The organism is Piscinibacter sp., assembly GCF_047600445.1.
GTDB lineage: Bacteria > Pseudomonadota > Gammaproteobacteria > Burkholderiales > Burkholderiaceae_C > Piscinibacter.
The window spans coordinates 2,313,157-2,327,294 of the sequence record NZ_JASGKT010000002.1 but is presented as its reverse complement, the minus strand read 5'-3'; the positions used below and the strand labels follow the sequence as shown (position 1 = coordinate 2,327,294).

The window sequence follows — 14,138 nt, the reverse complement described above, 5'->3', positions numbered from 1 at the left end:
GCGGCGGGCGCCTACCGCCGCTCGGCGCGCAGCGCGGGCAGCCCGATGCCGGTGGCGTCGAAGCCGCCGTCCACCGCCAGCGTCTGGCCGTTGACGTAACCGGCCTCGGGGCTGCACAGGAACCACACGCCGCTGGCGATCTCGTCCTCGGTGCCGTAGCGCGCCAGCGGAATGCTGTCGCGGTAGCCGTCGCGTATGGCCTGGCTGTGCACCTGCTTGGCCATCGCCGTTTCCACCGGGCCGGGCGCGATGCAGTTCACGCGGATGCCCACGTCGCCGAGCTCGGCGGCCTGCTGCCGGGTCAGGTGGATCAAGGCCGCCTTGCTGGTGCCGTAGGCGGTGCGCAGCGTGCTGGCGCGCAGGCCCGAGATGGACGCGATGTTCACCACCGCGCCGCCGCGCCCGCCTTCCAGCATCACGCGCGCGCAGGCCTGGGTGCACAGGAACGGGCCGGTGAGGTTGACGTCGATCACGCGCTGCCACTCGGCGCTGCGGGTTTCGAGAATGGGCTTGAACACCGCGGTGCCGGCGTTGTTGACCAGCGCGTCGATGCGGCCGAAGGCCCGCACGGTGCCGGCCACGGCCTGCTCGACCTGCGGCTCGACGGCCACGTCGGCGGTGAAGGCGAGCACGCGGTCCGGCGCGTCCATCGCGCGTGCGGTGGTGTGCAGCGTTTCGCCGTCGATGTCGAGCAGCGCCACGCGCCAGCCCTGTTTCAGGAAGCGCCGCGTCACCGCCAGCCCGATGCCGCGCGCGGCACCGGTCACGAAGGCCACGGGAGCGTCTGCGGAAGCGATTGCGGTCATGGTTTCAGGGCGGGTCGAGGGTCGGGCAGCCATTCTTCCAGCGTCAGCTCGAAGGTCATGCAGATGGGGTTGAGGCCGCGCACGAAGGCGCCGCCCCAGACGCGGCCGTTCGCGTCGGCCACCACGCCGTGGATGAAGGCGCGCGGCACGCCGTCGGCATCGGGGCGGATCTCGCCGGCCAGGCTGGCGATCTCCACCGCCGGGCCGTGGATGTGCAGCGGCGCGCCGTCTTCGCGGGTGCGGATGCAGGCGTCGATCAGGCTGCCCAGCGAGCCGCGCACGAAGGCGCGCTGCAGCTTCAGCTCGGCGCACAGCGCCTCGACGGCGGTGACCAGGTCTTCGTTGGGCGCGATGCGCGCATAGCTCACGCGGCCGTGGCGGCCGGTCTCTACGGTGCTTGTGCTGCTGTTCATGCGGGCTGCACCAGCGGCAGGCGGGTTTCCGGGTCGAACGCGGCGCGCAGCTCGAAGCCCTCGAAGCCGGCGACACGCGCGACGAGCCCCGGCGCGGCGACGAGGCAGTGCGGTGTCAGCAGGTGGCCGCCGACCAGCGGCGCATCCGGCGCCTGCAACACGGCATGGCAATGCACCAGCGGCCGGCCGTCCACGCCGGTGGCCAGCGTGGCGTTCGCGGTGACCAGGCCCACGCGGCCGGTGCTGAGGGGCGCGCCGTGCGTCAGCAAGGCCTGGCCGGCCGGGTCGGGCACCGAGACGCAGTACTGCGCCCGCTCCAGCCAGCCGCCGAGCAGCGTGACCGACGCATGGCGGATGCCGATGCGCGCGAGCGGCTGCACCAGCGCGTCGAACAGGCTCGCACCCGCCGGCAGGTGCAGCCGCACGTGCCGCGCCTGCGCGGCGTGGCGTGCGTTGATGCGCAGCGCCGCCGGCGGCCCGGGCTGCTGCAGGCGGCGCGCGGTGGCGGTCACAGCGCGCCCTGTTCTTCGAGCAGCCGCCGCACGTCCTTCTTCGTGATCTTGCCGTAGCCCGATTTCGGCAGCGCGTCCCAGAAGAAGAAGCGCTGCGGCCAGCGGTAGCGCGCGCAGCGGCCCTCCAGGTGGCGCAGCAGCGCGTCGGCATCGACGGCGGCCACGCCTTCGCGGCGTACCACCACGGCCACGCCCGCCTCGCCCCACTTCGCGTCGGGCACGCCCAGCACGGCCACTTCGGCGACGCCCGGATGCGTCAGCAGTACTTCCTCCACCTCGCGCGGGTAGACGTTGGAGCCGCCCGAGATGTACATGTCGGACTCGCGGCCGGTGATGTACAGCAGCCCGCGCTCGTCCACACGACCGAGGTCGCCGGTGTGGAACCAGCCGCCGCGCAGCGCCTTGGCGGTGGCTTCGGCGTTGGCGTGGTACGAGTGCAGCACGGCCGGGCCGCGCACGCAGATCTCGCCCACGTCGCCGGTGGCCACGGGCTGCATCTGCGCGTCGAGAATGGCCACCTCCATGCCGGTGCGCGGCCGCCCGCAGGAGCCGATGTTGGCGTTGGGGTCGGCGTCGTCGGCCGAATGCATCTCGCGCGGCAGCACCGTGATGCAGCCGGTGACTTCACCCAGGCCGAAGTACTGCACCAGCACCTTGCCGAGCTTTTGCAGCGCCAGCTTCTGGTCGGCACGGTACATCGGCGCGCCGGCATAGATGACGTACTTCAGCGAGCCGTGGTCGAAGCGGTCCACCGCCGGGTGCTCGACGAGCATCTTCACGATGGTGGGCACCGTGAACAGGTTGCTGACGCGGTGCTGCGCTACGAGCTGCCAGAAGACCTCGGGGTCGAGCTTCTCGCCCGGCATCAGCACCGTGGCGGCGCCGCGCGCCACGTTCAGCAGCATGTGCACGCCGGCGCCGTGCGACAGCGGCGCCACGGCGGCCGACACGTCGTTCTCGTCGGTGCCGGGAATCAGGTCGGCCAAGTGGTTGGCGACGACGAAGGCCATCTGGCCATGCGTCAGCACGCCGGCCTTGGGGCGGCCGGTGGTGCCCGAGGTGTAGAAGAACCACAGCGGATCGTCGGCCTGCACCGTGGCCTCGAACGGCGCCGCGCCGCGGTGCGCTTCGACCAGCGCTTCGTAGCCGTGTTCGCCGGCGCGCGGCCGGCCGATGGCGACCACGTGCTTCAGCGCGGGCGACGCGGCGCGCACCGCGTCGACATGGCCCGCGAACAGGTCTTCCGCGATCATCGCGACGGCGCCGCTGCTCTCGGCGAGATAGGCCACTTCCGGCGGCGTGAGCCGGAAGTTCGTCGGTACCCAGACGCAGCCCAGGCGGAACGCGACCCAGCAGCTCTCGAACAGCGCCAGGTTGTTGCGCGACTGCACGAGGATGCGGTCGCCGTGCTTCAGCCCGAGGCCGCGCAACGCGGCTACCATCGCATCGACGCGCGCATCGATCTCGCGCCAGCGCCAGCGCCGGTCGCCGTGGATCAGGCCGGTGCGCTCGGGGAACAGGCGCGCCGTCTGGCGCAGCAGTTGCGCCAGGTTCATCACCTGGGCGGCATGCATGTCAGGCGGCTTCCAGGATGCCGAGGTAGTTGGCGACGGCGGCACCGCCCATGTTGAAGACAGCGCCCAGGTCGGCGTTGCCGATCTGCATGTCACCGGCCGTGCCGCTGAGCTGCATCGCCGCCATCACGTGCTGCGACACGCCGGTGGCGCCTATGGGATGCCCGCGCGACTTCAGGCCGCCCGACGGATTCACCGGCAGCCGGCCGTCCTTGCGCGTGACGCCGTCCAGGATCGCGCGCGCGCCTTGGCCCTGCGGCGCCAGGCCCATCGCTTCGTACTCCAGCAGCTCGGCGATCGTGAAGCAGTCGTGCGTCTCGACGAACTTCAGGTCGGCCAGCGACACCTGCGCGGCGTCCAGCCCCTGCTGCCAGGCCAGGGCCGCGCCCTCGAAGCGTGTCGGGTCGCGGCGCGACATCGGCAGCCATTCGTTGACCTGCGTGCGCGAGCGCCAGCGCACCGGCGCCACGGCGGCCCCCGCGACGGGCGCGCGCGACAGCACCAGCGCGGCGGCGCCGTCGCTGACCAGCGAACAGTCGGAACGCTTCAGCGGCCCGGCGACGAAGGGGTTCTTCTCCGACGGCGTGCGGCAGAACTCGAAGCCCAGGTCGCGCCGCATGTGCGCGTAGGGGTTGTGCACGCCGTTGGCGTGGTTCTTCGCCGAGATGGCGGCCAGCGCATCGCTCTGGTCGCCGAAGCGCTCGAAATACCGGCCGGCGATCTGGCCGAACACACCCGCGAAGCCGGCCGGCGTGTCGCCTTCCTCCTTCACGTAGGAACACTTCAGCAGCGTCTGGCCGATCTGCTCGGCCGGCAGCGTGTTCATCTTCTCGAAGCCCAGCACCAGCACGTGTTTCATGCGGCCGGCGGCCAGCGCGTCGAGCGCGGCCCAGATGGCGGCCGAGCCGGTGGCGCAGGCGTTCTCCAGGCGCACCGCCGGCACGCGGCGCAGTTCGGGAATGGCGACGGCCGCCATCGCGCCGCTGAAGTCCTGCCGGAGAAAGCCGCCGTTGAAGTGGCCGACGAACAGCCCGTCGATGTCGGCCGGTGCCAGCCCGGCGCTGGCGATCGCGGGCAGCGCGGCGTCGCGGATCAACTGCTCCGCGTCGATGTTGTCCAGCTTGCCGAAGGGCGTGTGGCCCCAGCCGACGATGTACGCTCGTTCCTGCATCGTGTGTTCCCGTTTGCCTGCGCTCACGATACTGCACGCGGCGGGCCGAGGTGGATAGGACGTGCCCCGATGGCCGGCACAATATGGGCCCATGAGCCAGCCCCAGCACGCCTCGCGCACCGTTCTCGTCACCGGCGCCGCCAGCGGCATCGGCCGGCGCGTCGCCGAGCATTTCGCCCTCGACGAGGGCGCCTCGGTCTGCATCGTCGACCGCGCGGCCGATGGCGCGCAACAGGTGGCGCAGGCCCTGCGCGAGCGCGGCGGCCGCGCGCGGGCCTTCGTCGCCGACCTGGCGGACCCGGCCGCGGTGCAGGCCATGCTGGCGGCCGTCGACGCGGAAGCGGGAACGCCGGACATCGTCGTGAACAACGCCGGCATCGCCGCCACCGTGCCGGCGCTCGACTTTCCGCTGGCGCAGTGGCAGGCCACGCTGGCCGTCAACGTGACCGCCCCGTTCCTCATCACCCAGCACACGCTGCGCGCGATGAAGGCCAAGGGCTGGGGCCGCGTCGTGAACATCGCGTCGATCAGCGGCGTGCGCGCCGGCACCGGGCGCGTGGGCTACGGCACCAGCAAGGCCGCGCTGATCGCGCTGACGAAACAGTTCGCCATCGAGGCGGCGGAGTGGGGTGTCACCGTCAACGCGGTCGCGCCCGGCCCGGTGGAAACGCCGCTGGTCAAGACGCTGGACGGCGGCGCCAGCACCGAAACCTACGCCCGCATGCTGCCGATGCGGCGCTTCGGCAGCACCGACGAGGTGGCGCACGCGGTGGCCTTCCTGGCCAGCGAGGGCGCCAGCTTCACCACCGGCCACGTGCTGGCCGTGGACGGCGGTTTCCTCGCCGCCGGCCTCGTCACCCGCGGCGCCTGACGGAAACCGCCGACACCCCGGGCGAACCCAGATTGACACGCCGCAGCGTGGCGCCGATGCTGCCGCGGCCCGACCCACAACGACACCCATGGAGAGACGACAGATGACGCTGACGCGACGCACCCTGCTGACCGCCACCGGCGCGGCCGTGGCGCTGCCCACGATTTCCGCCTTCGCGCAGGGCAAGGCCGAGTTCACGCTGAAGTACGCGAACAACCTGCCGGTCACGCACCCGATGAACGTGCGCGCCAAGGAGATGGCCGAGGCCATCCGCACCGACACCAAGGGCCGCGTCGACCTGCAGATCTTCCCGTCCAGCCAGCTCGGCTCCGACACCGACATGCTCAGCCAGGTGCGCTCGGGCGGCATCGAGTTCTTCACGCTGTCGGGGCTGATCCTGTCGACGCTGGTGCCGGCCGCGTCGATCACCGGCATCGGCTTCGCGTTCCACGACTACGACACGGTGTGGAAGGCGCTCGACGGCGAACTCGGCGCCTTCGTGCGCAAGGAGATCGCCAAGGCCAACCTGCTGGCGATGGACCACATCTGGGACAACGGCTTCCGCCAGATCACGTCCAGCACCAAGCCCATTCAGACCGCCGATGACCTCAAGGGCTTCAAGATCCGCGTGCCGGTGTCGCCGCTGTGGACCTCGATGTTCAAGGCCTTCGATTCCGCGCCGGCGTCGATCAACTTCAACGAGGTCTACAGCGCGCTGCAGACCAAGATCGTGGACGGCCAGGAGAACCCGCTGGCCATCATCAGCACGGCCAAGCTCAACGAGGTGCAGAAGTACTGCAGCATCACCAACCACATGTGGGACGGCTTCTGGTTCCTGGCCAACCGCCGCGCCTGGGAGCGCCTGCCCGAAGACGTGCGCACCATCATGGCCAAGCACATCAACGCCGCCGGCCTCAAGGAGCGCGCCGACGTGGCCGCGCTGAACGCCAACCTGCAGAAGGAACTCAGCGAGAAGGGCATGCTGTTCAACCAGGCCAAGGCCGACAGCTTCCGCGACCGCCTGCGCCAGGCCGGCTTCTACGCCGAGTGGAAGGGCAAGTACGGCGACGAGGCCTGGTCGCTGCTGGAGCGCTACTCCGGCAAGCTCGCCTGACGTGAGCGCCGCCGCGCCAGAGGCCGGGCTGCCGGCCGACACCGGCGCCCGTGCCGATTCCGCCAGACTCGTCGCCGCCGCGCTGAAGCCGCTGGAAGTGGTGTCGGCCGCGCTGATGGCCGTCATCGTCGTGCTGCTGCTCGGCGGCGTGGTGTCGCGCTACGTCTTCTCGCTGCCGATGGTGTGGATCGACGAGGCGGTGTCGATCTCGTTCATCTGGGTCACGATGATCGGCGCGGTCATCGCGCTGCACCGCAACGAGCACCTGCGGCTCACGCTGGTGGTCGAGAAGCTGGCGCCGGGTCCGCGCGCCTTCGTGCAGGCCCTGGCGCTGATGGCCATCGTCGCCACGCTGGCGGCGCTGGTCGAGCCCTCGGTGGTCTACGCCTACGACGAATGGGCGATCACGACGCCGGCGCTGAACATTCCCAACACCTTCCGCGTCGCCGCCATTCCGTTCGGCGTCGTCGCGATGCTGCTGGTGGTGCTGGCCTACGCGGTGCAGACCGTCGGCCGGGGCCCGCTGGCCGGCGCGGCCGTGCTGGTGGCCGTGCTGGGGCTGGCCTGCTGGTGGCTGACGCCGCAACTGCTGGAGCTGGGCACCTGGAACATCCTGATCTTCCTGGTGCTGCTGGTGGCGCTGTGCCTGGCCGCCGGCACGCCCATCGCGTTCTGCTTCGGCCTGGGCGCGCTGTGCTACCTGGCCTTCGCCACGCACGCGCCGCTGATGGTCATCGTCGGGCGCATGGACGAAGGCATGTCCAGCATCATCCTGGTGTCGGTGCCGGTGTTCGTGCTGCTGGGCTGCGTGCTCGACGCCACCGGCATGGGCAAGGCCATCGTCGACTTCCTGGGCTCGCTGCTCGGCCACGTCAAGGCCGGCATGTCGTACGTGCTGCTGGGCTCGCTGTTCATCGTCTCGGGCATCTCGGGCAGCAAGGTCTCGGACATGGCCACGGTGGCGCCGGCGCTGTTCCCCGAGATGAAGCGCCGCGGCCACAAGCCGCGCGAAATGGTCGCGCTGCTGGCCACCGGCGCGGCGATGGCCGACACCGTGCCGCCCAGCATCGTGCTCATCGTGCTGGGCTCGGTGGCCGGCGTGTCCATCGCCGGCCTGTTCCAGAGCGGCTTCGTCGTCGCGATGGTGCTGCTGGCCGTGCTGGTGATCCTGGCGCGCTGGAAGGCGCGCCACGAACACATGGCCGACGTGAAGCGCGCGCCGATGAAGGCGGTGGGGCGCCTCCTGCTGGTCGCGGCGCCGGCGCTGGTGCTGCCCTTCCTGATCCGCAGCGTCGTGGGCGGCGGCGTGGCCACGGCCACCGAGGTGTCGACGATCGCCGTGCTGTACGCGCTGATCACCGGCCAGTTGATCTACGGTGGCATCGGGTGGCGCAAGCTCTACGCGATGCTGGTCGAGACCGCCTCGCTCAGCGGCGCGGTGCTGCTGATCCTGGGCACGGCCTCGGCGATGGCCTGGGCCATCACGCAAAGCGGCGTGGTGCAGCAGTTGTCGAACTTCCTCACCACGCTGCCCGGTGGCGTGGTGGCGTTCATGGCCGTCAGCATCGTCGTCTTCCTCATCCTGGGCTGCCTGCTCGAGGGCCTGCCGGCGGTGCTGCTGCTGGCGCCGATCATGTTCCCCATCGCCAAGAAGCTGGGCATCCACGACATCCACTACGCGATGGTGATCGTCTGCGCGATGAACATCGGCCTGATGATGCCGCCCATCGGCGTGGGCTTCTACGTGGCCTGCCGCATCGGCGACGCCTCGCCCGACGACGTGATGGGCGCCATCTGGCCCTACCTGGCCGCGCTGCTGGTGGGCGTGGTGATCATCGCGGCGGTGCCGTGGATTTCGACGGTTGCGTTGTAGGGGTGGCGCCCATGGCTAGCGGCCTCCGCGGCCATCAAGTCGCTCGACAGCGGCGCGTTCGTGACGCTGCCGCGGGAACCTGGCCAATCAACGATCAGCTTCCAATAGGCTTGCAGTTCGGCCTTGGAGAACGAATGTTTATCGACCCGATCGATGCCGAAGGCTCAGATCTGCTGGCGATGCAACGCGTGGCACGTGAGTTCTTCCTGGATACTCCTGAACGCGGTGATGCCGCAACCAGCGATCGAAGACCCGTTCGCCTAGATCACTGGTCCAGCGTCGATCCGTCTCCTCCTCGGAGAGGATGTTGTCGTACCGCTTGTCCCGCTCCTTGCAGACCTGCTTCGCCCACTTCTCGGCACCTCCTTGAGGTCGATCGAGAGCCAGCCTTCCGGATGCACGACAGCAGGCACGTTCAGTAGGGGCCGAGGAATCTGGCTCCGTTGAAGTGGATCATGTGCGTTGGAGCATCCGCGATCCAGACCTCCGACTCCCAGGCAATTACATCCAGGAAGCGCAGGAAGGTCTTGCGGTCTGGGAACGCTGACACATACACAAGGCCTGCCGTGCATGACTTGAAGAGCTTCGCCAGCTCAATCTGCCGCTTTGACTCCACGGGCCCGTGGCTCGTCACCGACTCAATCAGCAGAAGCCAGTTCTTGTTGCGCATGTAAACGACGACATCCGGCAGCTTGCCATGGTTGTCGAGCACCATGCCCAGGCTTGCGAGCAAATCCTTGTCGAAGAAGCCGTGCTTGTTTCCAGTGTCGCCGACATAGATCAACTCACCACCGGGCGCGAAGCGCGGCCCGAAGTTCTCGACGATCGCGCGGATCAGCTCCGAATGATCGCCAGGCGATAGCGCGATCTGGTAGCCCTCCTTCACCTTGATTGACACCATCTCCATCTCGCGCGCCTTCGCGTACTTCTGTACCAGCGTCCCACGCGTCGCGAGGAAGCCCTTGAGTGCACCCCTATAGCCTGGTGTGCCGAGCCGCTGCAATACCTTGAGCAGATGCGGCTCAATCTGGTACACGGTCTTCGGACTGTTCACCGGCCGATCGGGCTGATCGGGGTTGTAGAGACATACGCCTGCTTCGATGAACTGATGGATCGACTGCCGTCGGAACGTCTCGCGGGTATTGGGTGCGTAGTCGATGTCGTAGTGCTCTTTCACCCATTCCATGATCGGCGTTATCCCGACTAGCGGCGCTTCCGCATCAGCCCATCGCTTCGTCGGCATCATGTTTACCAAAGCTAGCAGGCAGAGAGCGGTTCGCTCGTTCTGCTGCGCACGCGGCATGCCCAAATCATTGAGGACTCGAAGCGCCTCCGTCAGCTTCAGTTCCTTGCTCATTCTCCCAGCAATCTGTCAATATCTTGTTGTTCCATACCGTAGCGGTAGTGCTTGCCCAGCACGCGCAGGCGCTCAAGGCTCGGATACTTCATATTGCGCAGATCTGTCGCGTTGACCTGCGTGTGACCGGAGAAGATCCGGAAGTAATTGTCGAGCACCGTCGTGTTGAGGAACGCCGCGAGCCCCTTAGCAATGTCAAGCGGCAATCCGCCTTGGTGGACATGGAAGACATTCCAGTGATTCTCAAAACCGACCAGCTCACTCTTTGTGTCCTCGGGCGTCACGATGTATGCGACAACCCGCCGCCGCTGCTCCTTGGCGGAGAAGCGCCTGACGATCACATAGATGCCCTCGCGCATCAGCCACTTGTCAACCTCGGGACTGCGCAACAGCGAGTTCGGCTTCTTGTGCTCTTTCGGCCACTCAAAGCCATTCTTGGTAAAGTGGTGCGGATAGATGCAGGGTACGGTTCCTGGTTGGGGATCCCGACTCCACCATTGCTTCAGCCGGAAGTCGACGACTGGGCCGGTGCAAACCTCAAGGCCCAGGTCCTTGAGCGAGTGCGTAAACAGATCGGTGTCATCGTCCTGATCCTCGTCGTGCCTCGGGATGCGGATGAACCGCTCCTTGTCCAGCGGATGCACGACCATGTCGAATGGTACTTCACGGCTATGCAGATCCGAGAAGCTCGCGTCACGCGAATAGGACAACCGGACTGCATCTTGCTTTGCGCCGCGTGTGAGCTTCAGGATGATGTTCTCCTGAAGTACCTCATCGTCCTTGAAGGCCTGACTTCTCGATTCGAAAACATGGATTGCGTCGATCGAGCATTTGCCGAGCATCAGGTCGCGGAACGGCTTGTAGTACGGACCGTTGCAGAATGAGCGCGGGATGATGATGACGATCTCGCCGCCGTCCTTCATTTGCAGCATTGCCAGCGCGAAGAACGCCGTATAGAGGTTGACTATTTCAAGGCCAACCTGCCGGCAGGCCTGCCGGTGATGTGATTCTGTGCTGATCTTCTTGTACGGCGGATTAAGGATCGCATGAGTAAACCGCGTCCCCTCATCGAACTGGATTCGGTCGACTGAGTCGAGGATGAAGTCCTTTTCGTGCAGCGCGAACGGCACGCCGAGGCTCGCAAGGTTGTCCCGCAGGTAGCCAATCATCACGGGATCAATTTCCCAGGCCTCAGCGCGAACCACGTTGACGGCACTGGCGGCGGCAAGTGTCAGAGAGCCGATGCCGGCCCCCGCATCGAGCAGTACCACACCATCGCGCTTTTTGAACATCCCGGCCATGAACTCGGCGATCTTGAAGGGCGTCATGAACTGCCCGAGAGCACCCTTCTTCTTGGGGTCGAGCTTGGCATTGGCTTCATGCCGCAAGGAGTCGATAACCGCTTCGTTCATGCGTGTCGCGCCCGTCTAGCGTGTATCCGTCCTCAGCCTACTCAGCGGCCATGCACGCTGCGATCGAGAACGGCTCATAGTACTGCACTTTTGTACAGCCCTTCTTCATCGCCCGCTTCCTCGATCGTCGTCGGCCCGCGTACGTGCTGCCTGGCCTAGCCATCCGCAGGCCACCTTCTTGATGCGTATGTCCGGCGATGCGATGTGGGAGGCCGGCATCCTGGATGGCGACTTGCCGGCGGGCGTTTGGGCAAGCTGTACCGAGAAGAGGCATGGGCAACGTCGCACCGCGTCGCGTGGAAACTTAACTCACGCTAACGGCGTTCCTCCACTTCGTGCGGTCGATGCCAGCCGGCACATCGATCTCGGCTGGGATCAAGACTGCTGTGGGTGGCCTCTCATGCCCCGCCGGGTCAGCTTCGAGATAGGCAACCATTGCCGCTTGTTCCTCGGACAGGAGATATTGGACGACCGTGGCATAGGGTGACAGGTTCGTCGGATGAGAGCCGGAGGCAGCCTTCCTCGCGTCAAGGATTGCTTTTACCCTGTCAAGGTCGAGCTGGAGGCGCTGTTGTCAGCGCAAGCAGGTTCTCGGCCAGTCGACGCACATCTGTAGGAAGCTGGTCACTAGCCCACTGCTCGCGCAAAAGGCCAATGGCGCGCTTCAAGCTCTTCGTCTGCTTGTCTTCCTTTGCTAACGCACCAGAGCCGGCAAGCTTCTCCGCTTCCTGGATCGACACTTCGGCGTGTTCCAGCATGGCCTTCGTCTGGTACGCAACCGCCGCAGCGATGCGCGGCGTGCGGCATGGCGCTTGGTCAGGGCCGTGCGGACGATGGCTTCGGTCGACGGGGTGAGGGGGTAGGGCCAACTACTGGATATGGGACGCCGGCTCATACCTGTCCCATATCGCCGCCAAAATGAGAGTGCCCGCTCACTGGCGGGCACTTGACTATCTTGGCTCCCCGACCTGGGCTCGAACCAGGGACCTACGGATTAACAGTCCTATCTAGCGGGTGCTTGCGATAGCTTGTGCTCGGTTGCAGTAGTCGGACAAAACTCATGTAAATCAATAAGTTGTAGACGAGCTGCTGACATGAATCGCCCCTTGCAGCTTGCATTAGCCATAGCATACGTGCTGATACGGTGCTGAGAAACAGGGGAGTGAACATGGAAGCGAAAGACAATGTGAAGAGGCTGACGAACACCCTCGTTGAGTCAGCGGCCTGCCCATCCGGAAGGCCGAACGTGATCGTGTGGGACGACAAGGTGAAGGGGCTGGGGGTCCGTATCAACGCGGCGGGCACAGTGCGAACGTACCTGCTCCAGTACCGCGTCAAGGGCACCCGCCAGGAGCGCCAGATCAAGATCGGCAGGCACAACGACCCTTGGCGGATCGACCAAGCGCGGGCGAAGGCGATGGCGCTCAAGGTCGAGATGCTGGACGGCGTGGACCCGGTTGTCCGCGATCAGCAGAAGGTGGAAGCTGACAGGGCGGCGGCGGTGCTCACCGAGGCGCAGACGATCACGCTGCGGCAGGTCATGGAGCACTACGTACAGCACCAAAGGACGCGCCACGGTGCACTGCGGGCCGCCAGCATCCGCGACATCGAGCGTCACGTCACGGTGAACCTTGCGGATTGGGCCGACGAGCCTGTCGCCAGCATCAAGCGTGATGCCTGCATCGAGCGGTTCGACGCCATCAGCGAGAGCTCCCCGTCTCAGGCGGCGCAGTGCTTCGCCAACTTGCGAGCGCTCTTGAACCACGCGCGCGACATGTTCGAAACCGACGACGGAGAGTACCCGCTGCTAGCGGTCAATCCGGTGCAGCGCATGTTCAAGAAGCGCAAGCCCAAGCCCGAGAAGCCCCGCGACACCCGCGTCCCGCTGGATCGGGTTCGCGCCGTCTGGGCGATGCTTGAGAAGCGGCGCGCAGCGGCCAGGACGGTCGATGATCGGACAAGCGCCGATTGGGTGTCATTCATGCTGCTCACGGGCACACGCAAGACCGAGTCGGGCTCGCTGCTTTGGTCGAACGTGGACTTCGAGGCGGGGACCTTTCACCTGCCAGGCGATGTTGTGAAGAACCACAACGGCATCACGCTGCCAATGAGCACGCCACTCCGCGCGCTGCTCAAGTCCCGGCGCGAGCTTCCCGAGCCTAGCGAGAAGGTTGCAGAGCGCCGGCGTGCCGAGCGTTCCAGCGAGTACGTCTTCCCGTCGTGGGGGAGGTTGGGCTACATCACAGACGCCGATGCGACCATGCAGGCAGTGTCCGAGGTAGCGGGCACGCGGGTGACGATCCACGACCTGCGCCGCACCTTCGTGGATGTGTGCGCCCAGGTGGGCGTGAGCGCCGACCGTGAACGCCTGTTGACGAATCACATCAGCGGCGACGTGCACGCACGGCACTACGCCAACAGCAAGCAGGCGCTCACGGCGGACGTTGAGGCCATCGCCAAGTGGATCACTGCGGAGGTGTGAGGCGGCGAGTTTGATGGAACATTGGATGCGGGTCGCGTGCTACGCTTGCAGCAGCTAGCAATACCCAACGCGCCGCACTGGGGCGCGCCCACGAGGAAAGTTCCAGAGACAGAGCCGATGCCACGCGGGTGAGATTCCCTCTACGTTGCCGGACACCGACGCGGGTGACGACCGCAGGCCCAGCGCGATAGCGCGCTGGTTCCTGTTGGCGCTCACCCGCTTTTCCTTTGTGCGTGGTGAGCCCGTGTTCGGAGCATCACCATGTCGAACAGCATCTTGGACCCCGACGACTGGATGGGCACAGACGACTTCTGCGCCATCGTCGGTAAGGCACGCAGCACCGTGGAGAGCGAGCGCAGCCGGGGAAGTGATGGGCCGCCCCACTACAAATGCGGCAAGAAGGTCAGATACCGCCGCTCCGAGGTGAAGGCTTGGCTCGATGCGCGGCGCGTTGTGCCCGCCGCAGCCAAGCTCGCCGAACTGGCAACGGCCTAAGACGCACGGACCTCCGTTCCGTCCGTCGTGCCACACGACACACCAATCAATCTGGCTG

General features: G+C 66.6%; 13 protein-coding genes. 5 read left to right on the top strand and 8 right to left on the bottom strand.

Annotated features, from left to right (window positions below; genetic code table 11):
• Positions 1-11: 11 nt before the first annotated feature.
• Genes QM792_RS15110 through QM792_RS15090 form a run of 5 tightly spaced genes read right to left on the bottom strand, consistent with a single transcriptional unit; the run spans position 12 to position 4,476 of the window.
• Entirely contained in the window at positions 12-806 is a 795-nt protein-coding gene (locus QM792_RS15110) for an SDR family NAD(P)-dependent oxidoreductase (RefSeq protein ID WP_415150925.1), read from the bottom strand.
• Entirely contained in the window at positions 803-1,219 is a 417-nt protein-coding gene (locus QM792_RS15105; protein ID WP_415150924.1) for a PPC domain-containing DNA-binding protein, read from the bottom strand. Before QM792_RS15105 ends, QM792_RS15110 begins: the two co-directional genes overlap by 4 nt.
• Complete coding sequence (locus QM792_RS15100; RefSeq protein ID WP_415150923.1) at positions 1,216-1,731, bottom strand: PCC domain-containing protein; 516 nt, start codon at positions 1,729-1,731, stop codon at positions 1,216-1,218. The genes QM792_RS15105 and QM792_RS15100 overlap by 4 nt, the downstream gene beginning before the upstream one ends.
• A complete protein-coding gene (locus tag QM792_RS15095) occupies positions 1,728-3,305 on the bottom strand; it encodes an acyl-CoA synthetase (protein WP_415150922.1) in 1,578 nt (525 codons plus the stop codon). The genes QM792_RS15100 and QM792_RS15095 overlap by 4 nt, the downstream gene beginning before the upstream one ends.
• A 1-nt stretch (position 3,306) precedes the next feature.
• Positions 3,307-4,476 (bottom strand): acetyl-CoA acetyltransferase, encoded by a 1,170-nt coding sequence (locus QM792_RS15090; RefSeq protein WP_415150921.1) that lies wholly within the window; start codon positions 4,474-4,476, stop codon positions 3,307-3,309.
• 91 nt (positions 4,477-4,567) lie between these two features.
• On the opposite strand from QM792_RS15090, the gene QM792_RS15085 reads away from it, so the two are divergent.
• The 3 genes from QM792_RS15085 (at position 4,568) to QM792_RS15075 (ending at position 8,334) form a co-directional block, all read left to right on the top strand.
• Positions 4,568-5,347 (top strand): SDR family NAD(P)-dependent oxidoreductase, encoded by a 780-nt coding sequence (locus QM792_RS15085; protein WP_415150920.1) that lies wholly within the window; start codon positions 4,568-4,570, stop codon positions 5,345-5,347.
• Positions 5,348-5,450: 103 nt separating this feature from the next.
• Positions 5,451-6,461, top strand: coding sequence for a TRAP transporter substrate-binding protein (locus tag QM792_RS15080; protein WP_415150919.1), 1,011 nt, complete (start codon positions 5,451-5,453; stop codon positions 6,459-6,461).
• 1 nt (position 6,462) lies between these two features.
• Entirely contained in the window at positions 6,463-8,334 is a 1,872-nt protein-coding gene (locus QM792_RS15075) for a TRAP transporter large permease subunit (protein WP_415150918.1), read from the top strand.
• A gap of 415 nt (positions 8,335-8,749) precedes the next feature.
• Here the strand turns inward: QM792_RS15075 and QM792_RS15070 are convergent, their stop codons facing one another.
• From QM792_RS15070 to QM792_RS15060, 3 genes are all read right to left on the bottom strand, one after another.
• The gene (locus QM792_RS15070; protein ID WP_415150917.1) at positions 8,750-9,691 is read right to left on the bottom strand and encodes a BsuBI/PstI family type II restriction endonuclease; all 942 of its coding nucleotides are present in this window, start codon (positions 9,689-9,691) and stop codon (positions 8,750-8,752) included.
• Complete coding sequence (locus tag QM792_RS15065) at positions 9,688-11,103, bottom strand: Eco57I restriction-modification methylase domain-containing protein (RefSeq protein ID WP_415150916.1); 1,416 nt, start codon at positions 11,101-11,103, stop codon at positions 9,688-9,690. Before QM792_RS15065 ends, QM792_RS15070 begins: the two co-directional genes overlap by 4 nt.
• A 548-nt stretch (positions 11,104-11,651) precedes the next feature.
• Positions 11,652-11,861, bottom strand: a complete 210-nt coding sequence (locus QM792_RS15060; protein WP_415150915.1) for a hypothetical protein — start codon at positions 11,859-11,861, stop codon at positions 11,652-11,654.
• 410 nt (positions 11,862-12,271) lie between these two features.
• Between QM792_RS15060 and QM792_RS15055 the strand changes: the two genes are divergently transcribed.
• Together QM792_RS15055 and QM792_RS15050 are read left to right on the top strand one after the other, a co-directional pair.
• Positions 12,272-13,585 carry a tyrosine-type recombinase/integrase gene (locus QM792_RS15055; protein ID WP_415150914.1) on the top strand — a complete coding sequence of 438 codons (1,314 nt, stop codon included), beginning with the start codon at positions 12,272-12,274 and terminating at the stop codon, positions 13,583-13,585.
• A 261-nt stretch (positions 13,586-13,846) separates the two neighbouring features.
• Positions 13,847-14,080 carry a helix-turn-helix transcriptional regulator gene (locus QM792_RS15050; protein WP_415150913.1) on the top strand — a complete coding sequence of 78 codons (234 nt, stop codon included), beginning with the start codon at positions 13,847-13,849 and terminating at the stop codon, positions 14,078-14,080.
• Positions 14,081-14,138: the final 58 nt, after the last annotated feature.